The following is a 26123-nucleotide window of genomic DNA, read 5'->3' as shown; positions in this document are numbered from 1 at the left end:
ACTGCGTGATATGAACTCCACCCGCTCACCGATACCACGCTGACGCGTGGGCCTGAGATGTTTACTTCAGGCCGGCAGCTGCGCGCAGCACAGCTGCCTTATCGGTTCGCTCCCAAGTGAACTCGGGTTCTTCGCGGCCGAAGTGGCCGTAGGCGGCGGTCTTGGCGTAGATGGGGCGCAGCAGGTCCAGCATCTGGATGATGCCCTTGGGGCGCAGGTCAAAGTGCGCAGCCACCAGCTTGGCGATTTCAGCATCGGGGATCACGCCCGTGCCTTCGGTGTAGACGGTGATGTTCATTGGGCGGGCCACGCCGATCGCATAGGCCACCTGCACCTGGCACTGGCGCGCCAGGCCGGCTGCCACCACGTTCTTGGCCACATAGCGCGCAGCGTAGGCGGCCGAGCGGTCCACCTTGGTTGGGTCTTTGCCGGAGAAGGCACCGCCGCCGTGGGGGCAGGCGCCGCCGTAGGTGTCCACAATGATCTTGCGACCGGTCAGGCCGCAGTCGCCCTGGGGGCCGCCGACCACAAAGCGGCCGGTGGGGTTGATCAGGTATTTGGTGTCCTGCAGCCACTCCTTGGGCAGCACGGGCTTGATGATTTCTTCGATGATGGCTTCGGTGAACGAGGCCTTCATCTTGGTGGCGGTTTCCGACTGGTCGGGGCTGTGCTGGGTGGACAGCACCACGGTGTCGATGCTGTGGGGCTTGCCGTCCACATAGCGCATGGTCACCTGGCTCTTGGCGTCGGGGCGCAGGAAAGGCAGGCGGCCGTCCTTGCGCAGCTGGGCCTGGCGCTCCACCAGACGGTGGGCGTAGTAGATGGGCGCGGGCATCAGCTCGGGCGTTTCATCGCAGGCGTAGCCAAACATCAGGCCCTGGTCGCCGGCGCCGGTGTTCAGCTCGTCATCGCTGGCCTTGTCCACGCCCTGGGCGATGTCCTGGCTCTGCTTGTCATAGGCCACCAGCACGGCGCAGCCCTTGTAGTCGATGCCGTAGTCGGTATTGTCGTAGCCTATGCGCTTGATGGTGTCGCGGGCTACCTGGATGTAGTCCACGTTGGCGCCGGTGGTGATTTCACCGGCCAATACCACCAGACCGGTATTGGTCAGTGTCTCGGCTGCCACGCGGGAATGTGGGTCTTGGGTGAAAATAGCGTCCAGAATCGCGTCTGAGATTTGGTCTGCCACCTTGTCGGGGTGGCCTTCCGAAACCGATTCTGAGGTGAAGAGAAAGTCGCTGTTCGCCATAAAAAATAAACTCCTGGTTGTTCGGGCAATTGCGTCACCCGAGCTGCAGGAGCTTGGCGAACGCTTTAGCAGTTTTTGTTTTAACGTCGCCCTGCAAGTTGCTCTTTAACTCGGCGACAGCCCCTATTCTAATGCTTTCCCTGTTTCGCTTACTGTCCGCACTGCCATTGGGCGTGCTGCATGCCATTGGCGGTGCCATGGGGTGGATGGCCTGGTTGCTGTCGCCCACCTACCGCCGGCGTTTCATTGCCAACACGGCGCAGGCGGGTTATCGCTTTAGCGAGGTGGCGGCCGCCGTGGGTCATGCCGGCCGCATGGTGCTGGAGTCGCCGCGTCTGTGGATGCGCACCACCCAGGTCAACGCCATCCACGGCGCCGAAGTGGTCGAGGCCGCCTGGGCGCGCGGCAAAGGCATTCTGTACCTGACGCCCCATCTGGGCTGCTTCGAGCTGTCGGTGCAGGCCGCAGCCCAGCGCTGGTCAGGCGAACATGGCCCCATCACCATTTTGTATCGCCCGGCCAAGCAGGCCTGGCTGGCCGAGCTGATGCTGACGGCGCGCAACCGCGCCGGCATCCAGGCCGTGCCCACCACTCTGTCGGGCGTGCGCCAGATGATCAAGGCCTTGCGCAAGGGCGAGGCCGTGGGCCTGCTGCCCGACCAGGTGCCACCGGACGGGCAGGGCCAATGGGCACCGTTTTTTGGCAAGGACGCCTACACCATGACGCTGGCGGCCCGGCTGGCGCTGCAGACTGGTGCCACCGTGGTGTTGGCGCGCTGCGAGCGCCAGTCCTGGGGGCGCGGGTTTGAGTTGTTTTTTGAAGGCCTTCCCATGGAGCTGTCTGCCGAGCTGGACACTGCCGTGTTGCAGATCAACCAGGCCATGGAGCGCACCATTCGCCAATGCCCCAAGCAATACCTCTGGGGTTATGGCCGCTACAAGCAGCCGCGCCAGGATGCGCCTGTGGGCGCCACCACGCCGGAGGCGGGCGCATGAGCTGGAGCCGATGGGGTGTGGCCATGATGCATGGCCTGGCCAAGCTGCCGCTGCCGGTGCTGCGTGGTCTGGGGCGGGGTCTGGGCAATCTGCTGTTTGTGCTGGCCCGGCCGCGGCGCAAGGTGGCGCTGCGCAATTTCGAACTGTGCTTTCCCGAAGTGCCCGAGGCCCAGCGCAAGGCCTGGGCCAGGGAAAGCTTTGTCGTCTTCTGCCAGACTTTTCTGGACCGCAGCTGGCTGTGGTTTGGCTCGGAAGCCCTGGTGCGCAGCCGCGTCAAGCTGGTGGGCGCCACGCACGAGCTGGAGGGCGACACTCCCACCATTGTTTTTGCCCCGCATTTCTACAGCATGGATGCCGGTGGCCTGGCGCTGCCGCTTTCTACCGAGCGCGAGTTCACCTCCATCTTTGCCACCAACCCCGACCCGGTGCTGGACGACTGGTTCATGACCGGTCGCCAGCGCTTTGGCAACGTGAAGATGCTCAACCGCGCCGATGGCGTCAAGCCCATCATCCAGTGCCTGCGCAAGGGTGGCCTGCTGTATTTGCTGCCCGATATGGACTATGGCAAGAACGACTCGGTTTTTGTGCCGTTTTTTGCCGTACCCGAAGTGGCCACCATTCCCTCGCTGTCGCGCTTTGCCCGCCTGGGCAAGGCCAAGGTGGTGGCGCTGTACAACCGCATGACGCCCGAGGGCTATGTGGCCGAGCTCACCCCGGCATGGGAGCACTTTCCCACCGACGACCATGTGGCCGACACCGCCCGCATGAACCGCGAGCTGGAAGCCGCCATCCGCGCCATGCCGGCTCAGTACTACTGGGTGCACAAGCGCTTCAAGACCCGCCCGGACGGCCAGGCCTCGCTTTACCCATAGTCCAAAGGGAAATCAGCCTCTGGCGCAGCTGTGGTACGCAGAGATTGCTCATTTTTGGGGAGCGATGTCATCAGCAGCTGGCGCAGATTGCGCAGCACCGCCGTGGGGTGCTCATGCAGCAGCCAATGGCTGGCGCCGGGCAGGCGTTCCACGGTCAGATGCGGCACCCATTGCTCCAGGCCATCCAGCAAAGCGGGTAGCAGCGCGGCATCGTCCAGGCCCCACAGGACGCGGGTGAGCACATCGGTGTGCAGCAGCGCATCCGGCAATTGCAGGCTCTGAATTTTCTGGTCTTCCCCGCGCGGTGGCCGCAGCGGGTTGGCAGCGTAATAGCGGCAGGCTGCCGCCAGCGAGGATTGCCAATGCGCGTGGTAGCGCGCTTGCAGCGCCGGAGTCAGCCAGTCGGGCAGGCCGCCCTGTGGGGTGCGGAAAAAATCCAGCAGACGCCGGCCGCCATCGGCCAGCAGGCGTTCTGCGGCGTCAGGCCGGCGCAGATAGTGGATGTACTGGCTGGCCGCCTGTTGTGCAGGGCTGTGTTGCAGCTCCCGCAGAAAGGTGCCGGGGTGGGGCGCATTGAGAATCAGCAGCCGCTGCAGCATGGCAGGGTGCTGAATGGCCAGCTTCCACGCCAAGGCGCCACCCCAGTCGTGGGCGATGACGCAGGCCGCAGGGCTGCCCGGGCTTTCGCAGGCGATGAGTGCCACCAGGTCTTGCACCAGGGCCTCGGGGCGGTAGGCGTTCAGGCCTTCGGGGCGGCTGGAATGGCCATAACCGCGCAGATCGGGCGCCACACAGCGCCAGCGATCGGCAAAGGCGGGCATGAGGCCATCCCAGATAAAGGCTCCCTCGGGAAAACCATGCAAAAACAGCAGCAGCGGTTGGCCCGGTGCGCCGCAGCTGCGGCAGTCCAGCGTGATGCCGTGGGGCAGGTGGTGGCGGATGGTGTCGATCATGGAAGCCTCCGGGGTGGGGCTCCATGCTCGGGCAGACCAAGGGCTGCGTCTATGCGGGTGGACCAGGGTCCGGCGCTCAGGCCTTGTCTGCGTCGGCGGCTGTATCGACGGCTTCTGCGGCCGGGGCCGCAGGCTGCAGCCCATCGGGGTGGCACCAATGCCACAGCAGTTGGGCCACGTCGGAGACGCCCTGTTTTTTGAGGGCGGAGAACAGGCGCACCTCACCACCACCGGCGTTGAGCTTGGTGATGGACAGGATCTTGGCCTGTTCGGCGCGGGTCAGCTTGTCGGCCTTGGTCAGCACGATCAAGAACTTCAGACCGGCGGCCACGCGTGGGCGTATGGCGTCCAACAAGGCCTCGTCCAGCTCGGTCAGGCCCAGGCGGGGGTCGCACAGCAGCACCACGGCCGAGAGGCTTTCGCGCTGCATCAAATAGTTCAGCATCACGCGCTGCCAGCGCTCTTTATCCGAGCGGGACACTGCGGCATAGCCGTAGCCGGGCAGGTCGGCCAGCACGGCATCGGTCACGCCTTGCTTGCCCAGGGAGAACAGATTGATGTGCTGGGTGCGGCCGGGCTTCTTGGACGCAAAAGCCAATTGCTTTTGTTGCGTCAAAGTATTGATGGCGGTGGATTTGCCTGCGTTGGAGCGTCCAACAAAGGCGATTTCCGGCACGGAGATGGGAGGCAATTGGTGAAGCTGGGCGGCGGTTGTCAAAAACCGTGCCGTATGCATCCAGCCCATCGCCTGTTTGGGGTCAATCAACGCAGTTTCTTGACCCGCAGCAAAGGCGGGGTTGATGTTGGTCATGGGGTATAGGTGGGCAAAGAAGCCTCATTGTAGAATCCGGTGGTTTCGCGCATATAACCAGACCCTCGATTTATGAAGCTGCTTGCCTCTTTGCTGACGGCTGCCGCATTGGCAGCACCCGCTTTTTCGGCCTTTGCGGCCGGTGAAAATCTCGCCAAACCAGATCTGGTGAAAGGAGAGGCAAGTTTTACGGCCGTCTGTGCGGCATGCCACGGAGTGGATGGCAACTCGACTATTGTCGCCAATCCGAAATTGGCACACCAGCATCCAGAGTATTTGGTCAAGCAGCTGCAAGAGTTCAAGAACGACAAGCGCGCAGATCCCGTGATGAAGGGCTTCTCCAGCATGCTGTCGGACGGCGATATGCACAACATCTCGGCCTGGCTGGCCAAGCAGCCCGCCAAGACCGGTTTTGCCACCGACAAGGAACTGGTGCAGCTGGGTGAGCGCATCTACCGCGGCGGCATTGCCGACCGCAAGGTGGCCGCTTGCGTGGGCTGCCACAGCCCCAATGGTGCAGGCATGCCTGCACAGTACCCCCGCCTTTCTGGTCAGCACGCTGACTACACGGTCAAGCAGCTGCAGTCCTTCCGTGACGGCCAGCGCAAGAACAGCCCGCAAATGAAAGATGTGGCTGCTAAGATGAACGACCGTGAAATCAAGGCCGTGGCCGATTACATCGCTGGCCTGCGCTGATTCACAGTCACCTGGTGTGTGCGCCTTGCATATGCCAGGAACTTACCGCCCATAATCCACCCAAACAGGCGGGGCCATCCGAGGAGTGATGGTCCCGCCTGTTTGCATATACGCGCTGTGTTCGTTTCCCCACATGTCTGAAAACTCTCCCCCAGCCAGCTCCCAGGTGCGCGTTTTTGATGGGCGTGCCTTTTTGGAGCTGCTGGCTTCCATGCGCTTCGCCATCGCGTTGCTGACCATCATCTGCATTGCCTCGGTCATAGGCACCGTGGTCAAGCAACATGAGGCGGCGGTGAATTACGTCAATCAGTTCGGGCCGTTCTGGGCCGAGCTGTTTCTGGCGCTCAAGCTCAACGCGGTCTACAGCGCCTGGTGGTTTTTGCTGATCCTGGCCTTTTTGGTGACCAGCACCACGCTGTGCCTGATGCGCCATGTGCCCAAATACCTGGCGGACCTGCGCAACTACAAGGAAAACATCCGCGAAAAAAGCCTGCAGGCTTTTCACCACAAGGGCCAGGCGACCCTGGCCGAAACACCCCAGGCCGCAGCCCAGCGCATGGGTGCCATGCTGGTGGGCGGCGGCTGGAAGGTGAAGCTGCAAGAGCGCGATACCGCTGGCGGCAAGGGTTATATGCTGGCGGCCAAGTCCGGCGCGGCCAACAAGATTGGCTATATCGCCGCGCACTCGGCCATTGTGCTGATCTGCCTGGGGGGCTTGCTAGACGGTGATTTGATCGTGCGCGCCCAGATGTGGCTGGGTGGCAAGACGCCCTATGCCGGCGGTGGCCGCATTTCCGATGTGCCGGCCGAGCACAGGCTGTCCTTGAATAACCCCACCTTCCGTGGCAACTTGCTGGTGGCCGAGGGCACGCAGGCGGGCACTGCCATCCTGGCCCAGTCGGATGGCGTGCTGCTGCAGGACCTGCCGTTCTCGGTGGAGCTGAAGAAGTTCATCGTCGAGTACTACTCCACCGGCATGCCCAAGCTGTTTGCCAGCGATGTCGTCATCCATGACCGCGCCACGGGCGAGCAGGTGGAAAAGCGCATCGAGGTCAACCATCCGGCCAGCTACAAGGGCGTGGAGATTTACCAATCCAGCTTTGACGACGGTGGCTCCAGCGTCAAGCTGCGCGCCGTGCCGTTTGTGGCCGGTGGCAAGCCTTTCGAGGTGCAGGGCGTCATTGGCAGCAGCACCGAGCTGGAGCAGGTGGGCGGTGCGCCCGGTCAGCAGATGAGCCTGGAATTCACCGAGCTGCGCACCATCAACGTCGAAAACTTTGCCGGCCAGAAGACCGGCGGGGCTGGAGTGGATGTGCGCAAGGTCGACCTGCGCAGCTCCATCGAGTCGCGTCTGGGTGCCGGCCACAAGACGGCCACCGAAAAAGAGCTGCGCAACATCGGCCCCAGCATTGGCTACAAGCTGCGTGATGCCTCGGGCCAGGCCCGTGAGTACCAGAACTACATGGTGCCCGTGGACATGGAAGAGGGCGTGCCCGTGTTCCTGCTGGGCGTGCGCGAGTCCCCCAGCGATCCTTTCCGTTACCTGCGCGTGCCTGCGGATGAGCAGGGCAGCCTGGACGGCTTTATGCGTTTGCGCGCCGCACTGGGCGATCCAGCCATGCTGGAAGAGGCCGTGCGCCGCTATGCCCGCCAGGCCGTGCCCCAGGAGCGTGCTGACCTGCGCGAGGCGCTGACCCAGTCCGCACTGCGCGCGGTTTCGCTGTTTGCGGGTACGCCCACGGCAGATGGCAAGCCCAATGGTGGCCTGCAGGCCATCTCGCAGTTCATGGAAAGCAATGTGCCCGAGGCCGAGCGCGACCGCGCCAGCGAGGTGCTGATCCGTATCCTCAACGGCGTGCTGTTTGACCTGGCACAGCTGTCGCGTGAAAAAGCCGGCGTGAAGCCACTGGAGCCGGGCGAGCAGACCCTGTCCTTTATGACGCAGGCCGTGTTCTCGCTCAGCGATGCGCAGTACTACCCCGCACCCATGGCCTTCATGATGGAAGACTTCAAGCAGGTGCAGGCCAGCGTCTTCCAGGTGGCCCGCGCGCCCGGCAAGAATGTGGTCTATCTGGGCTGCCTCTTCCTGATTCTGGGTGTTTTTGCCATGCTCTACGTGCGTGACCGTCGCCTGTGGATCTGGTTGACACCCACGGAGGGCGGTAGCCAGGGCCAGATGGCCTTGTCCACCAACCGCAAGATGCTGGATACGGACCGCGAGTTCGCCCGGCTGCAAGAAAAACTATGGGCCGCCCCGGCGGCAGCTGCTGCATCCCAGGAGCCATCTGCATGAATACCGCAACTTCCACCACCACCATGGCCTTGAACGAAAGCTTTCTGGCCCGCCGCAACTGGCAGGACTGGCTGTTCGCCGTGCTGGTACTGGCCGGCGGCGCCATCGCGCTGCAGCGCTATGGCGCCTATATGGATGGCTATGAAAAAGCCATCCTGGTGGGCACCGTGCCCTGCGCCATCTGGCTGGGCTGGTTCTGGCGGCCGCTGCAAAAGCTGATGCTGGGGGTGGCCGTGCTGTCGCTGCTGGCCATCTGGCTCTACCAGGGCCCGGATGGCGCGGCGCACATCGACCGGGCCGATGCCGTGTTCGGCCTCAAATACTTCCTCTCCAGCCAGTCCGCCATCTTGTGGATGTGCGTGCTGTGCTTCATCACCACGGTGTTTTACTGGTTTGGCCTGTTCTCCAAGGCCGAGCGCAGCACCATGGGCCTGCTGGGCTCGCGCCTGGCCTGGGCGGCCGTGACCATGGCCTTGGTCGGAACCATGGTGCGCTGGTATGAGAGCTATCTGCTGGGCGCAGACATCGGCCATATCCCGGTGAGCAATCTCTACGAAGTGTTTGTGATGTTCATCTGGATGACCACGGTGTTCTATCTCTACTACGAAGAGCAGTACAACACCCGCGCCCTGGGCGGCTTTGTGATGCTGGTGGTCAGCGCGGCCGTGGGCTTTTTGCTGTGGTACACGGTGGTGCGCGAGGCGCATGAAATCCAGCCCCTGGTGCCGGCGCTGCAAAGCTGGTGGATGAAGCTGCATGTGCCCGCCAACTTCATTGGCTACGGCACCTTCGCCATGGCGGCCATGGTGGCCTTTGCCTACCTGATCAAGCAACAAGCCCAGGAAACCCGCTGGTACAAGCTGGCGCCGCTGTGGCTGCTGGGCGTGGCCCTGTGTTTTGAGCCCCTGGCCTTTCGCCAGAGCCAGGAAAGCGGCAGCAGCTACTGGCTGGTGTACTTTGGCATCTCGGCGCTGATCGTGGGGGCGATTCTGGCCGCACGCAAAACCATTGCGGCACGCCTGCCGGCCTTCGAAATCCTGGACGATGTGATGTACAAGTCCATCGCCGTGGGCTTTGCCTTTTTCACCATTGCCACCGTGTTGGGCGCGCTGTGGGCCGCCGAGGCCTGGGGCGGCTACTGGAGCTGGGACCCCAAGGAAACCTGGGCGCTGATTGTCTGGCTCAACTACGCGGCCTGGCTGCATATGCGCTTGATGAAGGGCTTGCGCGGCACGGTGTCGGCCTGGTGGGCATTGACGGGCCTGGCCGTCACCACCTTTGCCTTCCTGGGTGTGAACATGTTCCTGTCGGGGCTGCACAGCTACGGCGAGCTGTAAATACAGCCCTCAAAAAACAGAGCGCCTTGTGCTGTAGTTCTGCGGGTTTCAGCTGTAAAACAGCGTGAAACCAAAGCAGGGCAGGCACAAGGCGCTCTTGTTTTGATTTGATGGAACCAGCCGGGCCCGGGCATGATCTATTCCTGCAGTGCCGCGCTACGCGGTATCAGGAGCGTGACCATGGGTCCTTCACATCGCTTTTTACATCGTTCTTCTTGCAGCTCTCCCGGTTTCCCCACACCGCTAGCCAGTGAGATCACGCCGGCTGCAGTCTATGCCAGCCGGCGGGCCTGGCTGCAATGGGCGGCCAGCGGGGCGGCGGGCAGCGCTCTGGCCAGCTGGGCCGGGCGCGATGCCCTGGCGGCCGCCAGCCCCGGCGGCGGCAAGCTGCCGGCCTTGCCGGGCATGCCCACGCAAGTAGCCGGTGCGGCCAGCATGGAAAAAATCACTCCCTACGGGGATGCCAGCAGCTACAACAACTTCTATGAATTCGGCACCGGCAAGGACGACCCGGCCCGCTATGCCGAGTCCATGCCCATCACGCCCTGGAGCGTGCAGGTCGAAGGCCTGGTGCAGCGGCCCGGCACCTGGGCGCTGGAAGACCTGCTCAAGCTCAGCCCCATGGAAGAACGCATCTACCGCCTGCGCTGCGTGGAGGGCTGGAGCATGGTGATCCCCTGGGTGGGTTACTCGCTGGCGGCGCTGATCCGCAAGGTGCAGCCGCTGGGCAGCGCCAAGTTTGTGCAGTTCGTCACCCTGGCCGATGCTCCGCATATGCGCGGCCTGCGCGCGCGCGTGCTGGACTGGCCCTACACCGAAGGCCTGCGGCTGGACGAGGCCCTGCACCCGCTGACCCTGCTGGCCTTTGGCATGTATGGCGAGGTCCTGCCCAAGCAAAACGGTGCGCCGGTGCGCCTGGTCGTGCCGTGGAAATATGGCTTCAAAAGTGCCAAGAGCCTTGTCAAGATCCGCTTTGTGGAGGCCATGCCCGCCACGGCCTGGAACAAGGCCGCGCGCCATGAATATGGCTTTTATTCCAATGTGAACCCCGATGTGCCCCATCCGCGTTGGAGCCAGGCCAGTGAGCGGCGCATCGGAGAAGGTGGCCTGTTGGCACCCAAGCGCAAGACGCAGCCGTTCAACGGCTATGCCGAGCAGGTGGCCAGTCTGTATGCCGGCATGGATTTGAAGGCCAATTTCTGATGCCTTCCGCCGCGGTTCCCCGCGTGAAAGTGGGCTGGCGCGCCCCGTTGCAGCGGGCCTTGCTGTCACGCGCAGCCAAGCCTGTGGTGTGGCTGCTGTGGCTGGCACCGCTGGCCTGGATGGTGTGGGGCGTGCTGGCCGATAGGCTGGGCGCCAATCCGGCCGAGGCCTTGATTCGCGGCACGGGCGACTGGGCCTTGCGCGCGCTGTGGCTGGCCCTGGCTGTGACGCCGTTGCGCCAGGGCCTGCAGCTGACGGCGTTGGCCAGGCTGCGCCGGTTGCTGGGGCTTTTCGCCTTTTTCTACGCCTGTCTGCACCTGCTCAGCTATGCCTGGCTGGACCAGGGCTGGGTGTGGCAAGACATGGCGGGCGATGTGCTGCAGCGCCCATTCATCCTTGTTGGGATGCTCACCTTTTGTGTTCTTTTGGCGCTGGCTGTGACATCGCCACAGGCCGTTCTGCGCTGGCTGGGGGGCACCCGCTGGAAGCTGCTGCACCGTGCCGTCTATGGCGCCGCCTTGCTGGCCCTGCTGCATTTCTACTGGATGCGCAGCGGCAAGAACGACAGCTCCGAGGTGGCGGTCTATGCCGCGTTGCTGGTCTTGCTGTTGGGCGCGCGCCTGCGCCGGCGCTGGGGCCAGCACCGTCAGGGTGAGTCAGGCGGCTGAAGGCTGCAGATCCGGCGCATGCCGCCCCGGGCGCGCTCAGCGTTCCGTGGACGAGGGGGCTTGCTCCGTGGCCGGCTTATCGCCCATGGGGTTCAGTGCCTCCGGCAAGGTGGCACGCTGGGAAGCGGCTGGATCATTCGGCAGAAACAGGGGCCCGCGCTGGCCGCAGCCAGCCAGGGCTGCCGCACAAGAGGCAAGGACAATGGTCCTGACTAAAATTTGGGGAGCTTTCAACATGTGCGAATTGTAATGACCGACCTTGAATACCAGGACCGTGCCGAGCAACTGCTGCTGGCCGTAGAACAGTGCGTAGACCGCATCAACGACGAAACCGATGCCGACATCGATGCCCAGCGCGTGGGCGGCATGGTGACCCTGGTGTTTGCCAACCGCAGCCAGATCATCATCAACCAGCAAAAGCCCTTGCAGGAAATCTGGATGGCGGCCAAGGCGGGTGGCTTTCACTACCGCTTTGATGGCCAGCATTGGCAGGACACCAAGGGCGCGGGCGAGTTCTTTGCCAATCTGACCCAGTACGCGGCCGAGCAGTCGAGCCTGCCGCTGCAGTTCAGCGCCCAGGGCTGAGCCGGCAGAGCGGGCCTGGGGCACGCAGGCCGCGCGCTTTCTGCGTTGCAGCCCTGGAGTGCCGTGCCAAAGTGAAGGTGCCAGGCTAGGCCAGCCGAGGCTGTGCAGATCCGCTCAGGTCTGCATTCTGTGTTGTGGACTGCATAAAAAAACCGCATGCCTTGGCATGCGGTTTTTGCAGTGGGCAGGGCGCCGTCTCAATTGCGGAACAGATCCAGAATCTTGTTGCGCTCTTCGGGTGCCGGAGGTGCCGTGCCGCCATTGCTGCCTGGGGCGGGAGCATCGTCCAGCCCTAAGCTGCTGACACCGGCGTTGCGCGCATATTCCTCGTAGATCCAGTCGCCACCGATATTCACCACGCCGGGGGGCACGGGCATGTCGGCCACAGGGACGCCTTTGAGCGCGTGCTGCATAAAGCTGATCCACACCGGCAGGCTCAGGCCGCCGCCGGTTTCACGGGCGCCCAGATTGCGCGGCGTGTCGTAGCCAATCCAGGAGACGGCCGCCAGCGTGGGCTGAAAACCGGCAAACCAGGCGTCCATGGAGTCGTTGGTGGTGCCGGTCTTGCCATACAGGTCGGGACGCTTGAGCGTGGCCTGGGCGCGTGCCGCCGTGCCCACGCGGGCCACGTCGTTGAGCATGCTGCTCATGACGAAGGCGTTGCGGGCATCGATGCCTTGGGGCAGCTGGTCCAGCGGTGGCGGGATGTACTCGGACAGTACGCGGCCCTTGAAGTCGGTGATCTTGGCGATCAGCCAGGGGTTGACGCGGTGGCCGCCGTTGGCAAACACCGCATAGCCCGCCGCCATCTGCATGGGGGTGACCGAGCCTGCGCCCAGCGCCATGGTCAGATAGGCCGGGTGCTTGGCAGCGTCAAAGCCAAAGTGGGTGACCCATTCCTGGCCGGCCTTGGGGCCAATGGCCTGCAGCAAGCGGATGGAGATCATGTTCTTGGACTTGTTCAAGCCCGTGCGCATGGTCATGGGGCCGTCGTAGCGGCTGTCGTAGTTCTTGGGCTCCCAGGGCTGGCCACCGGTGACGCCGGCGCTGAAGAACAGCGGTGCGTCGTTGATCATGGTGGCCGGTGTGAAGCCTTTTTCCAGCGCCGCCGAGTAGATGAAGGGCTTGAAGCTGGAGCCCGGCTGACGCCAAGCCTGGGTCACATGGTTGAACTTGTTCTTGTCGAAGTCAAAGCCACCGACCAGGGCGCGGATGGCGCCGGTCTGCGGGGTGAGGGCGATAAAAGCACCTTCGACCTCGGGCAGCTGCGTGGCTTCCCAGCTGCCCTTGGCAGTTTTGACCACGCGGATGATGGCACCCGGGCGCAGCTTGATATTGGGCGGCGACTTGTCGCTCAGGCCGGACTGCACGGGTTTGAGGCCGTCGCCGGTGATCTCGACCTTCTCGCCATCGGGGCGCTGGGCCACGATCTTGCGGGCAGAGGCCTCCAGCACCACGGCGGCCAGCACATCGCCGTTGTCGGGGTGGGCGGCCAGTGCGTCGTCGATCACATCTTCCTGGGCCTGGGGCTCGGAAGGCAGGGCGATGAATTTTTCCGGACCTCGGTAGCGCTGGCGGCGCTCATAGTCCATCAGGCCCTGGCGCAGCGCCTTGTAGGCAGCTTCCTGTTCACCGGCATTGAGGGTGGTGTAGACGTTGAGGCCACGGGTGTAGGCCTCGTTGCCGTACTGGGCAAACACCAGCTGGCGCACCATTTCGGCCACGTACTCGGCGTGCACGCGGGTGTTGGCCGCGTTGGCGCTCTTGAGTTGCAACGGCTCGGCCCGGGCCTGCTGGGCCTGCTGGGCGGTGATGAAGCCGTTCTCCTCCATGCGATCGATGATGTATTGCTGGCGGATATGGGCGCGCTTGGGGTTGCTGATGGGGTTGTAGGCCGAAGGGGCCTTGGGCAGACCGGCCAGCATGGCGGCCTCGGCCACCGTGATGTCCTTGAGGGGCTTGCCGAAATAGGTTTCGCAGGCGGCCGCAAAGCCATAGGCACGGTTGCCCAGGAAGATCTGGTTCATGTAGATCTCCAGGATTTGCTCCTTGGAGAGCTGATGCTCCAGCTTGAAGGTCAGCAAGATCTCGTAGATCTTGCGGGTATAGGTCTTCTCTGACGACAGGTAGACATTGCGCGCCACCTGCATGGTGATGGTGGACGCACCCTGGCTTTTGACACGGCCCAGATTGGCCAGGGCCGCACGCAGCATGCCCTTGTAGTCGACGCCACCATGCTCGAAGAAGCGGGTGTCCTCGATGGCCAGCACGGCATCGACCATGACCTTGGGGATCTCGGCCACGGGGGTGAGGGTTCGGCGTTCCTCACCGAACTCGCCCAGCAAGGCGCCCTCGGTCGAATAGACCCGCAGCGGCAGCTTGGGACGATAGTCGGCCAGCTCGGAAACGTCGGGCAGATTGGGAAAAGCCATGGACAGGGCCACGGCAACGGTCAGCACAATGGCCACCACGCCAGCAATTGCCACACCCAAAAGCCACAGCAGCGACTTGGGGAGCCAGTGCATTTTTCGGGGGGACTTGGAGGAGGCGTTGGAGGTGGTCTTCGCGTTATTTGAAGAAGAAGTAGGCATGTCGCTCCACGCAAAAGCGGAGGGCCATTATAGGAAGTGGGAGGGAGGCAGGGCTGAAACAGGTTGTCGCCTGTCCAGGCCTTGATCGGGTTGCTGAGCGGCCGCACGCGGTGGCGGTAGAGCGGGCTGCGCTGTATTCGCACAGGGCGGCGCGGCCTTGGCCTACCCTCTGGCCTCTTGTACAGCCCGGCCGGCCGCTGGTGTTTGGCTGACATGCAGGCCTTCCCCTAGCATGGGGCGCGCAGCTGTGGCTGTGGGCTTTTGCATCGCAATCCATCACCAAGGGAGGGCTGCCCGATGGCCTTGAGGTCCTGGCTCCGGAGGTCGCCGCCGCCCATGCTGGGTGTGGATATCGGCGCCTCCAGCATCAAATTGGTGGAGTTGGGCCAGCATGCGCAAGGCCGCTGGGTGCTGGAGTGCTGCGCCATGGAGCCGCTGGAAAAAGGATGCGTGGTCGACGGCAACATCGAGCAGTTCGATGCCGTGGTTGATGCCTTGCGCCGCGTGCTCAAGCAGTCGGGCAGCAAGGCCAGGCTCGCGGCCTTGGCGCTGCCGCATACGGCCGTCATCACCCAGCGTGTGGTGCTGCCCGCCCTTCTGAAGGAGGACGAGATGGCATTGCTGGTGGAGGCTGAGGCTGGCCACTGCATCCCTTTCTCGTTGGACGAGGTGTGCCTGGATTTCTGCGTGATCGGCCCAAACGCCAAGAGTGCCGAGGATGTGGATGTGCTGCTGGCCGCTTCGCGCCGGGACAAGGTGGAGGAGCGCCAGGCGCTGGCACAGGCCGTGGGCCTGCAGGCCACGCTGCTCGACATCGAGACCCATGCCGTCCGGTTGGCGGCCTCGCGCCTGATTGCTGCGCAGCCGCAAGGCGGCAGGGATGCCGTGGTGGCCTTGCTCAAGATCGGGGGGCTCAGCAGCCATGTGCAACTGGTGCTGCACGGCGAGCTGCTGTTCGAGCGCGAACAGGCGCTGGGGGGCGTGCAGCTCACGCAGATGCTCGCCAGCCACTATGGCTGTTCGCTGGCAGAGGCCGAGGCCAAGAAACATGCCGGTGATCTGCCGGGCGACGGTGCCAGTGCAGTGCTGCAGCCGTTCTTGCACGGTTTGGCGGCCGAGGTGCAGCGCAGCCTGCAATTCTTCTTCAGCAGCAGCGCCCAGCAGAGCGTGCAGCAGATCCTGGTCTTTGGCGGCTCGGCAGGGTTGCCTGGTATGGCGCAGGCCATGGCCCAGCAGTTGCAGATGCCCGTGGTGGTCGCCAATCCCTTTCAAGGCATGCAATCGGGTGCGCGCCTGCACCCGGCGTGTCTGGCGCAGGATGCGCCGGCCTATGTGACGGCATGTGGCCTGGCCATGCGGAGGTTTGGGCCATGCTGCTGATCAACCTCCTCCCCCACCGAGAAGCTGCGCGCAAACGCCGCAAGCAGGTCTTTCAGACCCAGCTGCTGCTGTCCCTGCTGGCAGGCGTGGTCCTGGTGGCACTGATGAATGGGTGGCTGCAATACCAGTTGGAGCAGCAGCAGGGACGCAACCGCTTTTTGCAGTCAGAGATTGCGCTGCTGGATGCGCAGATTCAGGAGGTCGCGGGCCTGGAGGGCGAGATCGCCTCGCTGCGCGCACACCAGAAGGCCGTGGAGGACTTGCAGATGGACCGCAATCTGCCGGTGCATTTGCTGACCGGGCTGGCGCTGCAGATTCCGGATGGCGTTTATCTGCAGCAGCTGCGCCAGCAGGAGCAGAGTATCGAGATGAAGGGGGTGGCGCAGTCCAACGAGCGAGTCTCGGAGATGCTGCGCAATATTGCCGGCTATGCCCCCTGGTTTGCCAAGCCAGAGCTGCAGGAGATTGCGGCCACGGCCCCGCAACGCTCGGCCCAGGGGGCGCACCAGGCGGTGAGCTTTCATCTGCGCTTTCGGCTGCTGCGCACGGCCGAGGCCCAGCCATCCATGGCAGGCGAAGCTGCCGCCAAGGCGGGAGGGTGATGCAAACACCTCACACAAGCGGGCCACAGGACTTTGCCGTTCTATGGGAGCAGCTGGCGGGCCAGTTCCGCCGCCTTGATCCCAAGGATCCTTCCCTCTGGCCCGCAGTGCCCAGGCTGCTGCTGTGTACGGGCATGGCGGTTTTGACGATGCTTCTGGCCTGGCAGCTGCTTTTGCAGCGTGACGCGGCCGCGTTGCAGGCGGCACGCCAGCAGGAAATACCGCTGCGTGAAAGCTACCGGAGCAAGCTGACCAGGGTCGTGGGTCTGGAAGGCCTGAAGCAGCAGCGCGAGCAGGTGCAGCGCTATGTGACCCAGCTGGAAAAGCAACTGCCCAGCAAGGCCGAGATGGCGGTGCTGCTTTCCGACATCAGCCAGGCGGGGCTGGGGCGCAAGCTGCAGTTTGAGCTGTTCCGCCCCGGAGCGGTGCTGCTGCGGGACTACTACGCCGAACTGCCCATTGCCCTGCGGGTCAGCGGCAGCTACCACGATATGGGCGCATTTGCTGCCGACATCGCCCAGATGCCGCGCATTGTCACGCTGGGCAATATCAGCATGGCCCCAGTGGCCGTGCCAGGCAGCAGTGGCAGTCTGGTGATGGATGCCACGGTGCGTACCTACCGCTATCTCGATGCCGAAGAGGTGGCGGGGCAGAAGGCGGCAGAGGGTGGCAAGAAAGGAGGCGGCTGATGCGGCGAGGGCGCTGCCTATGGACCGCCTTGCTGTTGGCCGGCTGCTCGGGTGCGCCGGAGGGGGATGTGCAGGCATGGCTGCTGGCGCAGCGTGCGGCGGCCCGCCCGAGTATCGTGCCCTTGACTGCGCCCAGGTTGTTCCAGCCGCGCAGCTATATGGCCGAGCCGTCAGTAGACCCTTTCGATGTGGCCAAGCTCCACCGTGGCGGGCCGCGTGATACGGCAGGCGGGGCTCCCCGCACAGCCCAGGTATCGCCGGAGCCCAGCCGCCGCAAGGAAGTGCTGGAGTCGTTTCCGCTGGACGCCATGGTGATGGTGGGCAGCCTGGAGCGACAGGGGCAGAGAACGGCGCTGCTGCGGGTCGAGCAGTTGCTCTACCCGGTGCGCGCAGGCCAGTACCTGGGGCAGAACCATGGCCGTATCGTGCAGATCTCGGAGGACCGCATCCAGCTGCGTGAGCTGGTCCAGGACGCGGCCGGGGGCTGGGTGGAAAAGATGAGCACACTGGATTTGCAAGAAGGGCCTCCATGACTGGCAAGCACCAACATCTCGCAGCCCGGGTATTGCGCAGCATGCTGGCCGCCGCACTGTGCTGGGTTGCGGAGGCCGGGGCGGGTGGGGCCATCGAGTCCGTGACGGCATCCGCGCAAGCCGGCGGCGATGTGCTGCGCATCGATTTCTCCGAGCCTTTGACTGCCGAGCCCACGGGTTTTGCAACCCAGACGCCGGCGCGCATTGCGCTGGATTTTGCGCACACCACCAATGGCCTGGGACATTCGATGGTCGAGGTGCACAAAGGCCAGCTCAATGCGGTGCAGGTGGTCGAGGCAGCAGAGCGCACCCGTGTGGTGCTCAATTTGAAAAGCCCCGCCAGCTACCGTACCGAGGTACAGGGCAAATCGCTGCTGGTGTTCCTCAGCCCCCTGGCGCCTGCTGCGTTGACCAGGGCCGCCAGCCACCACCAGATACTGGCAGCCCCTGTGCTGGGCGGTGAAAGCCTGCAGCCGCTGTCCGATGTGGATTTTCGCCGGGGCAGCGATGGTGCTGGCCGCGTGGTGGTGGGTGTGGGTCGCGACTCGGTAGGCATCGATGTGCGCGAGGAGGGGCACAGCCTGGTGGTGGAGTTTCTGCGCACCAGCCTGCCCGAAGGCCTGCGCCGCAAGCTGGATGTGGTGGACTTTGGTACGCCGGTGCAAAGCATCTCCACCACCCAGCAAGGCGACCGTGTGCGCATGCGCATCGACATCAGCGGAGACTGGGAGCACAGCGCCTACCAGAGCCGGCAGCGCTTTGTGCTGGAAGTCCGCCAGAAAAAAGCCGACCCCAGCAAGCTGCACCAGGGGCCTGGCTACACCGGCGAGCGGCTGTCGCTGAACTTCCAGAACATCGAGGTGCGCGCCTTGCTGCAGGTGATTGCGGATTTCACCAACTTCAACATCGTCACCTCGGACACCGTGAGCGGTGCGCTGACGCTACGCCTCAAGGATGTGCCCTGGGACCAGGCTCTGCAGATCATCATGGATGCCAAGGGCCTGGGGCTGAAGAAAAATGGCTCGGTGCTGTGGATTGCCCCCAAGGACGAGATTGATGCCCGCACCCGCAAGGACTATGAGGCTGCCCAGGCACTGGAAAAGCTGGAGCCCTTGCGTACCCAGGGCTTTCAGCTGAACTACATCAAGGCTGCGGATGTGCTCAAACAGCTGGCAGCAAACCACAGCACCCAGATCGGCCTGCCGGGCGCTGGGGGCGGCGGCGCAACTTCCACCCGTTTTCTGTCGCCGCGCGGCAGCGCCATTGCAGAGAACCGGACCAACCAGATTTTTGTGACCGACACCGGCAGCAAGCTGGCCGAGCTGGAGCAGTTGCTGCTGAAGCTGGATGTGCCGGTGCGCCAGGTGATGATCGAAGCGCGCATCGTGGAGGCGCGGGACAGCTTTGGGCAGTCACTGGGAGTGAAGTTCGGTGCGGGAACCAGGGGCAACTTTCTGGGCCACAACAAGTGGAATGTGGGCAGCACCTACGGCGATGCCAGCAGTGGTGCCTTGCCCTCGGCCTCCCCGTTTGTCAATCTGCCGGCCAGCTTGTCGGGCGCCAGCAGTGTGGGTTCGGTGGCGTTTTCCATCTTCAACAGTGCCAGCACCCGTTTTCTGTCGCTGGAGCTGTCGGCCATGGAGGCCGATGGTCAGGGCAAGATCATCTCCAGCCCGCGCCTGGTGACGGCAGACCAGAGCAAGGCGCTGATCGAGCAGGGCACCGAGTTCCCCTACTCCATCACGGCCCCCAATGGCGCCACCACGATTGCCTTCAAAAAAGCCGTACTCAAGCTGGAGGTGACGCCGCAGATCACGCCGGAGGGCAACATCATTCTCGATCTGGACGTCAACAAGGACAGCCGTGGCGAAAAAACCGAGCAGGGCATTGCCATCGACACCAAGCATATCCAGACCCAGGTGCTGGTGGAAAACGGTGGCACCGTGGTGATTGGCGGCATCTTCGAGATGGAGGAAACCCGGCAGGTCCACAAAATTCCGCTGCTGGGCGATATGCCGGTGCTGGGCCATTTGTTCAAGAACCAGACCCGGGAAACCTCCAAGCGCGAGATGCTGGTTTTCATCACGCCGCGCATGTTGACGGAAAATGGCATCAAACGCTGAGGGCAGCGCTTGAAGGCAGGTACATGGAATCCAACAGCAAAGTGGTGGCATTGATCGGTTTGCCCGGCTCGGGCAAATCAACGGTAGGGCGGCAATTGGCCAAGCGCTGGGGCATTCCTTTTCTGGATTCGGACCATGTGATCGAGCAGCGCACCGGCGGTGCGGTGCGCGACTTCTTTGCCCTGTACGGAGAAGAAGCCTTTCGCGATCTGGAGCAGACGGTGATTGCCGAGCTCTGCGCAGACCCGGCGCCCAAGATCGTGGCCACCGGCGGTGGCGCGGTGCTGCGCGAGGCCAATCGCCAGGTGCTGCACCAGCATGGCCAGGTGTTTTATCTGAAGGCCTCGCCGGAAGAGCTTTACCAGCGGCTGCGCCATGACAAGACCCGGCCCTTGCTGCAAGTGGCCGACCCGGCCCAGCGCCTGCGCGAGCTGTTTGCGGCGCGCGATGCCCTCTATGCTCAGACGGCGCATTACGTCATCGATTCGGCGCGCCTCACCTCGCACCAGCTGCTGCACCGCGTTGCCATGCAGGCCGAGATGGCGGGCATTGCGCCACGCACCACCAGCTAAACCTGCTGTGACCCGGTGATATGAAAAAAGCCCTGGAACTTGGCTCCAGGGCTTGATGGGGGCGCTGCGGGGCGCAAGGTTTAGGCTGTCGCTTCCAGCGCCGCTAGCAGCTTGGCGTGGATGCCACCAAAGCCGCCATTGCTCATGCAGACAATGTGGTCACCCGGGCGGGCCGCTGCGGCAATGGTCTCTATCAGCGCGGCCAGCTCATTGCTGCAGAAAGCGGCATCACCCAACGGCGCCAGGGCGGCGGCTGCGTCCCAGTCCAGGCCGGCGGTGTGGCAGAACACCAGATCGGCTTCCTTCAGCGCCCAGGGCAGTTGGGCCTTCATGGCGCCCAGCTTCATGGTGTTGCTGCGGGGCTCGAACACGGCCAGGATGCGCGGGCTTTGGCCCAGGCGCTTGCGCAGGCCTTCCAGCGTGGTGCGGATGGCCGTGGGGTGGTGGGCGAAGTCGTCGTAGACGGTGATGTCCCGCACCGTGCCGCGCAGCTCCATGCGGCGCTTGACGTTGTGAAAGCGGCCCAGGGCTTCGGCCGCCACAGCGGGCGCCACACCCACATGCTCGGCGGCGGCGATGGCGGCCAGGGCATTGAGCTGGTTGTGCTCGCCGCTGAGCTCCCACGCCACATGGGCCACCTTCTGGCCGCGCTGCAGCACATCAAAGGCATGGGCCGGGCCTTGGGCGCTGAATTCGGACACGGTGCTGCCGAAATGCGTCACCTCGCTCCAGCAGCCCTGGCCCAGCACGCGGGTCAGCGACTCTTCCAGGCCATTGGCCACGATGCGGCCTGCGGCCGGCACGGTGCGCACCAGGTGGTGGAATTGGCGTTCGATGGCGGCCAGATCATCAAAGATGTCGGCGTGATCGAATTCCAGGTTGTTCAGCACGGCGGTGCGCGGGTGGTAATGCACAAACTTGCTGCGCTTGTCGAAGAAGGCTGTGTCGTATTCGTCGGCCTCGATCACGAACAATGGGCGCGGCTGGCCGGCCACCTGCTGGCCCAGGCGGGCGCTGACGCCAAAGTCCAGCGGCACCCCACCCACCAGAAAGCCGGGGGTGAGGCCGGCGCATTCCAGAATCCAGGCCAGCATGGAGGTCGTGGTGGTCTTGCCATGGGTGCCGGCCACGGCCAGCACATGGCGGCCTTGCAGCACATGCTCACTCAGCCACTGCGGCCCACTGGTATAGGGCAGGCCGGCGTCCAGAATGGCTTCCATCAGCGGGAACTTGGGCGAGCCGTCGGCCAGGCGCGCACGGCTGACCACATTGCCCACCACAAACATATCGGGCTTGAGGTCGAGCTGGCTGGCGTCATAGCCTTCGATCAGCTCTATGCCCAGGGCGCGCAACTGGTCGCTCATGGGCGGGTAGACCCCCGCGTCGCAACCGGTCACTTTATGGCCCGCCTCGCGTGCCAATGCGGCCACCCCGCCCATGAAGGTGCCGCAAATCCCCAGGATGTGAATATGCATGCAGGGGATTCTACGGGGCCGCCAAGCCCTGCCACCGGCTGGCGCGCTGCCTGCCTACGCTATCGCTCTGTTTTCCGCAGCATTGACAGTCCTTGCATTCTGGAATTCAGGGGTAAAACATATGGAGATGCAGGCGTTGAATGCTATACGTGCTCTTGTTTTCATTAAGAGCAAGCGGAGCCAGCACAGCCCGCGTCGGTAGGGCGCCTCCGCAAGGACTGGCGCCGAGCCGCCTCTTGTGCTTCGCTGTTGTCCCTCTGGGGGGAAGGCGCGGAAGCCGGCCCAAGGGGGGAACTTCATTCACAATGCAGCCATGCATGTTCCGTCTACCGCACATGAAATAGCCCAGACCGCTGCCCGCATGGTGGTCGACGAAGGGCTGGAGTGGGGCCCTGCCAAGCGGCGCGCGGTGCGCCAGCTGGGTCTGCCACAGCGCACGCCTTTGCCGGACAACGATCTGTTGGAGGCCGCCGTGCGCGAACATATTGCGCTGTTCTGCGCCGACACCCAGCCCCAGGAGCTGCGCGCCCTGCGCGAGCTGGCGCTGGTGTGGATGGGGCGCATGCAGGCCTTCAGGCCTTATCTGGCAGGCGCGGTGTGGCGCGGCACCGCCACGCGGCTGTCGGATGTGTATGTGCAGATGTTCTGCGATGACCCCAAGTCGGCGGAGATCGCGTTGATTGACCACAACGTGCCCTACGATGCGACCCAGGTGACGGGTTTTCACGGTGAAACCGTGGATGCGCTCAGCATAAGCAGCTTTTGCAAACCCTTGAATGAGACCATTGGCGTGCATTTGATGGTCTACGACTTCGACGATTTGCGCGGTGCCCTCAAGCCCGATGCCCAAGGCCGCACCCAGCGCGGCGATGCTGCGGCGCTTCGCGTCCTGCTGAATACCGAGGAGGCCGCATGAGTACACCCACCCCATCTTCCATGGCGGGCCGGCGCAAGCTGGTGGCCGGTGTGGCCGCGGCTGCCGCCCTGTCCGGTGCGGGCTGGGCCTGGTGGCGTGGCCAAAAACCTTCGCCCAATGATGTGGCCTTGCAGGCCTTTTGGGCGCTGCAGCTGCAAACCCCCGACGGCGCGCCGCTGGCCCTGCAGCAGTTTGCCGGCAAGCCGTTGCTGGTGAATTTCTGGGCCACCTGGTGCCCGCCCTGTGTGCGGGAGCTGCCGTTGTTGTCGGCCTTTGCCCAGCAGCAGCCTGGCCTGCAATTGCTGGGCTTGGCGGTGGACCAGGCCGTGCCGGTGCAGAAGTTTCTGGCCCGCCAGCCCCTGGCGTTTCCCGTGGCCATGGCGGGTGCCGGAGGCAGTGGATTGACCCGTTCGCTGGGCAATGTGCAGGGGGGATTACCCTTTTCCATCCTGTTCACGGCCGATGGAAATGTGAAGCAACGTAAAATGGGTGAATTGTCTGCCGATGAGCTGCAGGCCTGGGCACGGGCTCTATAGCTGATTTGGCGCAAGCCTTTGTGCCAAAGTGGGTGTTCACCATACTGGTGTTGTCGAAAAATGCGCTCCAATGTGCGAAGAAGGGCGAATTTAGGGTAAATTCGCGCCCTACTTAGTTTTAGCCGTTGGAGCTTCCATGGATCTGCGAAAACTCAAAACCCTGATTGACCTGGTGTCCGAATCGAATGTCTCGGAGCTGGAAATCACCGAAGCCGAAGGCAAAGTCCGTATCGTCAAGGGCGGTGGCGCCGTGGTGCAACAGTTTGTTGCTGCACCGGTGCAAACCGCTCCAGTGGCTGCCGCTCCGGCCGCCGCCGCTGCCCCTGTGGCCGAGCTGCCCGCACCTGCTGCCGTGACCGGCCACCAGGTGAAGTCCCCCATGGTGGGTACTTTCTACCGTTCGTCCAGCCCCGGAGCCAAGGCTTTCGTGGATGTGGGCGCCCAGGTCAAGGAAGGCGACACGCTGTGCATTATTGAGGCCATGAAGATTCTCAATGAGATCGAGGCCGACAAGTCCGGCACCGTGACCCGCATCCTGGCCGACAACGGCCAAGCCGTGGAATACGGACAACCGCTGTTCGTGATCGAGTGATCTGCCAGGGCCCGGGGCCGGCGCAGTGCTGCCGCCCTGCGGATTCCACGGTTCGCCCTGTGCGGGCGATGAACAACGAGGACCTCCATGTTTAAGAAAATTTTGGTTGCCAACCGGGGTGAAATTGCCCTGCGCATCCAGCGTGCTTGCCGCGAAATGGGCATCAAGGCCGTCATGGTCTATTCGGAAGCCGACCGCGATGCCAAGTACGTCAAGCTGGCCGACGAAGCCGTGTGCATTGGCCCGGGCCCGTCGCCGCTGAGCTACCTCAACATGCCAGCCATTATTTCGGCTGCCGAGGTGACGGACGCTGAAGCCATCCACCCCGGCTATGGTTTCTTGGCGGAAAACGCTGACTTCGCCGAGCGTGTCGAGCAAAGCGGTTTCGCCTTCATCGGCCCCACGGCCGACTCCATCCGCGTCATGGGTGACAAGGTTTCGGCCAAGCAAGCCATGATCAAGGCCGGCGTGCCCTGCGTGCCCGGCTCGGATGGCGAACTGCCCGAAGACCCGGCCCAGATCCGCCGCATCGCCAAGGCCATTGGCTATCCGGTGATCATCAAGGCCGCTGGTGGCGGCGGTGGCCGTGGCATGCGTGTGGTGCACACCGAAGCTGCCCTGGTCAATGCCGTGCAGATGACCAAGGCCGAGGCCGGCGCTGCCTTCGGCAATCCTGCGGTGTACATGGAGAAATACCTCCAGAACCCGCGCCACATCGAAATCCAGGTGATGTGCGACCAGCACAAGAACGCCGTGTATCTGGGCGAGCGCGACTGCTCCATGCAGCGCCGCCACCAGAAGGTGATCGAAGAGGCTCCGGCGCCCGGCATCCCACGCCGCCTGATCGACAAGATCGGCGAGCGTTGCGTGGCCGCCTGCAAGAAGATCGGCTACCGCGGTGCGGGCACTTTCGAGTTCCTGTATGAAAACGGCGAGTTCTACTTCATTGAAATGAACACCCGCGTGCAGGTGGAACACCCGGTGACGGAGTTGGTCACGGGCGTGGACATTGTGCGCACCCAGATCATGGTGGCGGCCGGCGAAAAGCTGCCCTTCACCCAGCGTCAGATCAATACGCAAACGCGTGGCCATGCCATCGAATGCCGTATCAACGCGGAAGATCCGTACAACTTCATGCCATCGCCCGGTCGTGTCACCATGTGGCATATGCCTGGTGGTCCCGGTGTGCGTGTGGACTCCCATGTCTACAACAACTACTTTGTACCGCCCAACTACGACTCCATGATCGGCAAGCTGATCGTGTATGGCGACACCCGCGAGCAGGCCCTGGCCCGCATGCGCACGGCGCTGTCCGAAGTGGTGGTGGAAGGCATCAAGACCAATGTGCCCCTGCACCAGGATTTGATGGTGGACGCCAAGTTCATGGAAGGCGGCACCAACATCCACTATCTGGAGCAATGGCTGGAACACCGCAAAAAGCGCTGATCCACCACGGTAGATGACCAGCATGCTGGCCCTTGGCAACGGGGGCCAGCATTTCGTTTTTTATGTCCCTAGGAGCTGCCTCATGCATGAGCTGAGCCTGATGTGCCCGGAAGACCGGGTGGAAGATGTGAGCGATGCGCTCGACGCACTGGATGCGCTGAGCGTGTCCGTGGAAGACATGGACGCCCAGACCGAGGCCGAGCAGGCCTTGTTCGGCGAGCCCGGCATGCCGCCGCCCAAGGAGGGCTGGAACCGCAGCCGCATCGTGGCGCTGTTCCCCTCCGAAGACGCTGCGCAGCAGGCCCAAGCCCTGCTGATGCTGCAGGACTTCTTCGACGGCTGCCAGGTGCTGGGCGTGCAGGAAGTGGAGCAGCAGGACTGGGTGCGTCTGACGCAGTCGCAGTTCCAGCCGGTGGAGATCACGCCGGAGTTCTGGATCGTGCCCACCTGGCACGAGCTGCCAGAGGCCGCCAAGGTCAGCATCCGCCTGGACCCGGGCCTGGCCTTTGGCACCGGCACCCACCCCACCACACGCATGTGCCTGCGCTGGATTGCCACGCAGCCGGCCGCTTCGCTGGGCCGCACCCTGGATTACGGCTGCGGCTCCGGCATCCTGGCCATTGGCGCTGCCAAGTTCGGCGGTCAGCCTATCGATGCCGTGGACATCGACCCCGATGCCGTCACCTCCTGCGAGCTCAATGCCCAGGCCAACGAGGTCACGCTGAACGCCGGCCTGCCTGACAAGGCCGAGGGCGTCTACCAGACCGTGCTGGCCAACATCCTGGCCACGCCGCTGAAGGTGCTGGCACCGCTGCTGTGCAGCCATGTGCAAGCCGGCGGCCATCTGGTGCTGGCAGGCATTCTGGAGCGCCAGGCCGATGAGCTCAAAGCCGCTTACGCGCCCTATGTGCGCCTGGAAGTGGCCGACAGCGAAGATGGCTGGATTCTGATGACGGCCCACAAGGCCTGAAGCTGCAGCATGGCATGACCCTCTTGCGCCCCTGCC

Annotated in this window: 25 protein-coding genes; 19 read left to right on the top strand and 6 right to left on the bottom strand. The window is 63.7% G+C overall.

The genetic code is table 11. The annotated features are described in order from the left end of the window. Positions 1 to 61 precede the first annotated feature (61 nt). Positions 62 to 1249 carry a methionine adenosyltransferase gene (metK, locus tag ACA027_RS18895; RefSeq protein ID WP_370679729.1) on the bottom strand — a complete coding sequence of 396 codons (1188 nt, stop codon included), beginning with the start codon at positions 1247 to 1249 and terminating at the stop codon, positions 62 to 64. A 131-nt stretch (positions 1250 to 1380) separates the two neighbouring features. Between metK and ACA027_RS18890 the strand changes: the two genes are divergently transcribed. Both ACA027_RS18890 and ACA027_RS18885 read left to right on the top strand, forming a co-directional pair. Beyond that, entirely contained in the window at positions 1381 to 2244 is an 864-nt protein-coding gene (locus tag ACA027_RS18890; RefSeq protein ID WP_370679728.1) for a lysophospholipid acyltransferase family protein, read from the top strand. Further along, entirely contained in the window at positions 2241 to 3116 is an 876-nt protein-coding gene (locus ACA027_RS18885) for a lysophospholipid acyltransferase family protein (RefSeq protein WP_370679727.1), read from the top strand. Before ACA027_RS18890 ends, ACA027_RS18885 begins: the two co-directional genes overlap by 4 nt. Here ACA027_RS18885 and ACA027_RS18880 read toward each other — a convergent pair. Together ACA027_RS18880 and yihA are read right to left on the bottom strand one after the other, a co-directional pair. Further along, the gene (locus ACA027_RS18880; protein WP_370679726.1) at positions 3107 to 4069 is read right to left on the bottom strand and encodes an alpha/beta fold hydrolase; all 963 of its coding nucleotides are present in this window, start codon (positions 4067 to 4069) and stop codon (positions 3107 to 3109) included. The genes ACA027_RS18885 and ACA027_RS18880 overlap by 10 nt on opposite strands. 76 nt (positions 4070 to 4145) lie before the next feature. Beyond that, the gene (gene yihA / locus ACA027_RS18875) at positions 4146 to 4880 is read right to left on the bottom strand and encodes a ribosome biogenesis GTP-binding protein YihA/YsxC (protein ID WP_370679725.1); all 735 of its coding nucleotides are present in this window, start codon (positions 4878 to 4880) and stop codon (positions 4146 to 4148) included. Between the two features lie 72 nt (positions 4881 to 4952). Here yihA and ACA027_RS18870 point away from each other — a divergent pair, with 72 nt between their 5' ends. From ACA027_RS18870 to ACA027_RS18850, 5 genes are all read left to right on the top strand, one after another. Continuing rightward, positions 4953 to 5576, top strand: a complete 624-nt coding sequence (locus tag ACA027_RS18870) for a cytochrome c (RefSeq protein ID WP_370679724.1) — start codon at positions 4953 to 4955, stop codon at positions 5574 to 5576. A 133-nt stretch (positions 5577 to 5709) separates the two neighbouring features. Continuing rightward, entirely contained in the window at positions 5710 to 7869 is a 2160-nt protein-coding gene (locus ACA027_RS18865) for a cytochrome c biogenesis protein ResB (protein WP_370679723.1), read from the top strand. Beyond that, entirely contained in the window at positions 7866 to 9206 is a 1341-nt protein-coding gene (gene ccsB / locus ACA027_RS18860; RefSeq protein ID WP_370679722.1) for a c-type cytochrome biogenesis protein CcsB, read from the top strand. Before ACA027_RS18865 ends, ccsB begins: the two co-directional genes overlap by 4 nt. Positions 9207 to 9386: 180 nt before the next feature. Continuing rightward, positions 9387 to 10409 (top strand): protein-methionine-sulfoxide reductase catalytic subunit MsrP, encoded by a 1023-nt coding sequence (gene msrP / locus ACA027_RS18855; RefSeq protein ID WP_370679721.1) that lies wholly within the window; start codon positions 9387 to 9389, stop codon positions 10407 to 10409. Next, on the top strand, positions 10409 to 11077 hold the full coding sequence (locus ACA027_RS18850; protein ID WP_370679720.1) for a sulfite oxidase heme-binding subunit YedZ: 669 nt from the start codon (positions 10409 to 10411) through the stop codon (positions 11075 to 11077). The genes msrP and ACA027_RS18850 overlap by 1 nt, the downstream gene beginning before the upstream one ends. A gap of 36 nt (positions 11078 to 11113) precedes the next feature. Here ACA027_RS18850 and ACA027_RS18845 read toward each other — a convergent pair whose 3' ends face one another. Further along, positions 11114 to 11314 (bottom strand): lipoprotein, encoded by a 201-nt coding sequence (locus ACA027_RS18845; RefSeq protein WP_370679719.1) that lies wholly within the window; start codon positions 11312 to 11314, stop codon positions 11114 to 11116. A gap of 12 nt (positions 11315 to 11326) precedes the next feature. Here ACA027_RS18845 and cyaY point away from each other — a divergent pair, with 12 nt between their 5' ends. Beyond that, positions 11327 to 11662 carry an iron donor protein CyaY gene (cyaY, locus tag ACA027_RS18840; RefSeq protein ID WP_370679718.1) on the top strand — a complete coding sequence of 112 codons (336 nt, stop codon included), beginning with the start codon at positions 11327 to 11329 and terminating at the stop codon, positions 11660 to 11662. A 197-nt stretch (positions 11663 to 11859) separates the two neighbouring features. On the opposite strand, the gene ACA027_RS18835 is transcribed toward cyaY, so the two are convergent. Next, the gene (locus ACA027_RS18835; RefSeq protein ID WP_370679717.1) at positions 11860 to 14187 is read right to left on the bottom strand and encodes a penicillin-binding protein 1A; all 2328 of its coding nucleotides are present in this window, start codon (positions 14185 to 14187) and stop codon (positions 11860 to 11862) included. Between the two features lie 402 nt (positions 14188 to 14589). Between ACA027_RS18835 and ACA027_RS18830 the strand changes: the two genes are divergently transcribed. The 6 genes from ACA027_RS18830 to ACA027_RS18805 are packed head-to-tail and all read left to right on the top strand — an operon-like array spanning position 14590 to position 20152. Continuing rightward, positions 14590 to 15633, top strand: a complete 1044-nt coding sequence (locus tag ACA027_RS18830; RefSeq protein WP_370679716.1) for a pilus assembly protein PilM — start codon at positions 14590 to 14592, stop codon at positions 15631 to 15633. Further along, positions 15624 to 16235 (top strand): PilN domain-containing protein, encoded by a 612-nt coding sequence (locus ACA027_RS18825; protein WP_370679715.1) that lies wholly within the window; start codon positions 15624 to 15626, stop codon positions 16233 to 16235. Before ACA027_RS18830 ends, ACA027_RS18825 begins: the two co-directional genes overlap by 10 nt. Then, the gene (locus ACA027_RS18820) at positions 16235 to 16924 is read left to right on the top strand and encodes a type 4a pilus biogenesis protein PilO (protein ID WP_370679714.1); all 690 of its coding nucleotides are present in this window, start codon (positions 16235 to 16237) and stop codon (positions 16922 to 16924) included. Before ACA027_RS18825 ends, ACA027_RS18820 begins: the two co-directional genes overlap by 1 nt. After that, the gene (locus ACA027_RS18815) at positions 16924 to 17457 is read left to right on the top strand and encodes a pilus assembly protein PilP (protein WP_370679713.1); all 534 of its coding nucleotides are present in this window, start codon (positions 16924 to 16926) and stop codon (positions 17455 to 17457) included. Before ACA027_RS18820 ends, ACA027_RS18815 begins: the two co-directional genes overlap by 1 nt. Next, a complete protein-coding gene (pilQ, locus tag ACA027_RS18810) occupies positions 17454 to 19580 on the top strand; it encodes a type IV pilus secretin PilQ (RefSeq protein WP_370679712.1) in 2127 nt (708 codons plus the stop codon). The genes ACA027_RS18815 and pilQ overlap by 4 nt, the downstream gene beginning before the upstream one ends. Before the next feature lie 23 nt (positions 19581 to 19603). Then, complete coding sequence (locus ACA027_RS18805; protein WP_370679711.1) at positions 19604 to 20152, top strand: shikimate kinase; 549 nt, start codon at positions 19604 to 19606, stop codon at positions 20150 to 20152. 80 nt (positions 20153 to 20232) lie between these two features. Here the strand turns inward: ACA027_RS18805 and mpl are convergent, their stop codons facing one another. Then, positions 20233 to 21627, bottom strand: a complete 1395-nt coding sequence (gene mpl, locus ACA027_RS18800; RefSeq protein WP_370679710.1) for a UDP-N-acetylmuramate:L-alanyl-gamma-D-glutamyl-meso-diaminopimelate ligase — start codon at positions 21625 to 21627, stop codon at positions 20233 to 20235. Positions 21628 to 21940: 313 nt separating this feature from the next. Between mpl and ACA027_RS18795 the strand changes: the two genes are divergently transcribed. The 5 genes from ACA027_RS18795 to prmA all read left to right on the top strand — a co-directional run bounded on the left by ACA027_RS18795 (position 21941) and on the right by prmA (position 26087). Continuing rightward, a complete protein-coding gene (locus ACA027_RS18795; protein WP_370679709.1) occupies positions 21941 to 22543 on the top strand; it encodes a hypothetical protein in 603 nt (200 codons plus the stop codon). Next, on the top strand, positions 22540 to 23079 hold the full coding sequence (locus ACA027_RS18790) for a TlpA family protein disulfide reductase (protein ID WP_370679708.1): 540 nt from the start codon (positions 22540 to 22542) through the stop codon (positions 23077 to 23079). Before ACA027_RS18795 ends, ACA027_RS18790 begins: the two co-directional genes overlap by 4 nt. A gap of 136 nt (positions 23080 to 23215) precedes the next feature. Beyond that, positions 23216 to 23671 carry an acetyl-CoA carboxylase biotin carboxyl carrier protein gene (gene accB, locus ACA027_RS18785; protein ID WP_370679707.1) on the top strand — a complete coding sequence of 152 codons (456 nt, stop codon included), beginning with the start codon at positions 23216 to 23218 and terminating at the stop codon, positions 23669 to 23671. An 87-nt stretch (positions 23672 to 23758) separates the two neighbouring features. Then, positions 23759 to 25117 (top strand): acetyl-CoA carboxylase biotin carboxylase subunit, encoded by a 1359-nt coding sequence (accC, locus tag ACA027_RS18780; RefSeq protein WP_370679706.1) that lies wholly within the window; start codon positions 23759 to 23761, stop codon positions 25115 to 25117. Positions 25118 to 25199: 82 nt separating this feature from the next. Continuing rightward, on the top strand, positions 25200 to 26087 hold the full coding sequence (prmA, locus tag ACA027_RS18775) for a 50S ribosomal protein L11 methyltransferase (RefSeq protein WP_370679705.1): 888 nt from the start codon (positions 25200 to 25202) through the stop codon (positions 26085 to 26087). Positions 26088 to 26123: the final 36 nt, after the last annotated feature.

Origin of the sequence: Comamonas sp. GB3 AK4-5, from assembly GCF_041320665.1 — a bacterium.
Taxonomy (GTDB): domain Bacteria; phylum Pseudomonadota; class Gammaproteobacteria; order Burkholderiales; family Burkholderiaceae_C; genus Comamonas.
Note: the sequence above shows the minus strand (reverse complement) of the source record. Positions and strands in the feature narration are given on the sequence as shown.

Coding starts and splice junctions, on each gene's coding strand:
- prmA (WP_370679705.1), top strand. CDS start 25,200: ATGCATGAGCTGAGCCTGATGTGCCCGGAAGACCGGGTGGAAGATGTG.
- ACA027_RS18790 (WP_370679708.1), top strand. CDS start 22,540: ATGAGTACACCCACCCCATCTTCCATGGCGGGCCGGCGCAAGCTGGTG.
- ACA027_RS18820 (WP_370679714.1), top strand. CDS start 16,235: ATGCAAACACCTCACACAAGCGGGCCACAGGACTTTGCCGTTCTATGG.
- ACA027_RS18805 (WP_370679711.1), top strand. CDS start 19,604: ATGGAATCCAACAGCAAAGTGGTGGCATTGATCGGTTTGCCCGGCTCG.
- mpl (WP_370679710.1), bottom strand. CDS start 21,627: ATGCATATTCACATCCTGGGGATTTGCGGCACCTTCATGGGCGGGGTG.
- ACA027_RS18885 (WP_370679727.1), top strand. CDS start 2,241: ATGAGCTGGAGCCGATGGGGTGTGGCCATGATGCATGGCCTGGCCAAG.
- ACA027_RS18870 (WP_370679724.1), top strand. CDS start 4,953: ATGAAGCTGCTTGCCTCTTTGCTGACGGCTGCCGCATTGGCAGCACCC.
- ACA027_RS18850 (WP_370679720.1), top strand. CDS start 10,409: ATGCCTTCCGCCGCGGTTCCCCGCGTGAAAGTGGGCTGGCGCGCCCCG.
- ACA027_RS18830 (WP_370679716.1), top strand. CDS start 14,590: ATGCTGGGTGTGGATATCGGCGCCTCCAGCATCAAATTGGTGGAGTTG.
- accB (WP_370679707.1), top strand. CDS start 23,216: ATGGATCTGCGAAAACTCAAAACCCTGATTGACCTGGTGTCCGAATCG.
- pilQ (WP_370679712.1), top strand. CDS start 17,454: ATGACTGGCAAGCACCAACATCTCGCAGCCCGGGTATTGCGCAGCATG.
- ccsB (WP_370679722.1), top strand. CDS start 7,866: ATGAATACCGCAACTTCCACCACCACCATGGCCTTGAACGAAAGCTTT.
- metK (WP_370679729.1), bottom strand. CDS start 1,249: ATGGCGAACAGCGACTTTCTCTTCACCTCAGAATCGGTTTCGGAAGGC.
- ACA027_RS18825 (WP_370679715.1), top strand. CDS start 15,624: ATGCTGCTGATCAACCTCCTCCCCCACCGAGAAGCTGCGCGCAAACGC.
- msrP (WP_370679721.1), top strand. CDS start 9,387: ATGGGTCCTTCACATCGCTTTTTACATCGTTCTTCTTGCAGCTCTCCC.
- ACA027_RS18835 (WP_370679717.1), bottom strand. CDS start 14,187: ATGCACTGGCTCCCCAAGTCGCTGCTGTGGCTTTTGGGTGTGGCAATT.
- ACA027_RS18865 (WP_370679723.1), top strand. CDS start 5,710: ATGTCTGAAAACTCTCCCCCAGCCAGCTCCCAGGTGCGCGTTTTTGAT.
- ACA027_RS18815 (WP_370679713.1), top strand. CDS start 16,924: ATGCGGCGAGGGCGCTGCCTATGGACCGCCTTGCTGTTGGCCGGCTGC.
- yihA (WP_370679725.1), bottom strand. CDS start 4,880: ATGACCAACATCAACCCCGCCTTTGCTGCGGGTCAAGAAACTGCGTTG.
- ACA027_RS18890 (WP_370679728.1), top strand. CDS start 1,381: ATGCTTTCCCTGTTTCGCTTACTGTCCGCACTGCCATTGGGCGTGCTG.
- accC (WP_370679706.1), top strand. CDS start 23,759: ATGTTTAAGAAAATTTTGGTTGCCAACCGGGGTGAAATTGCCCTGCGC.
- ACA027_RS18845 (WP_370679719.1), bottom strand. CDS start 11,314: ATGTTGAAAGCTCCCCAAATTTTAGTCAGGACCATTGTCCTTGCCTCT.
- ACA027_RS18880 (WP_370679726.1), bottom strand. CDS start 4,069: ATGATCGACACCATCCGCCACCACCTGCCCCACGGCATCACGCTGGAC.
- cyaY (WP_370679718.1), top strand. CDS start 11,327: ATGACCGACCTTGAATACCAGGACCGTGCCGAGCAACTGCTGCTGGCC.
- ACA027_RS18795 (WP_370679709.1), top strand. CDS start 21,941: ATGCATGTTCCGTCTACCGCACATGAAATAGCCCAGACCGCTGCCCGC.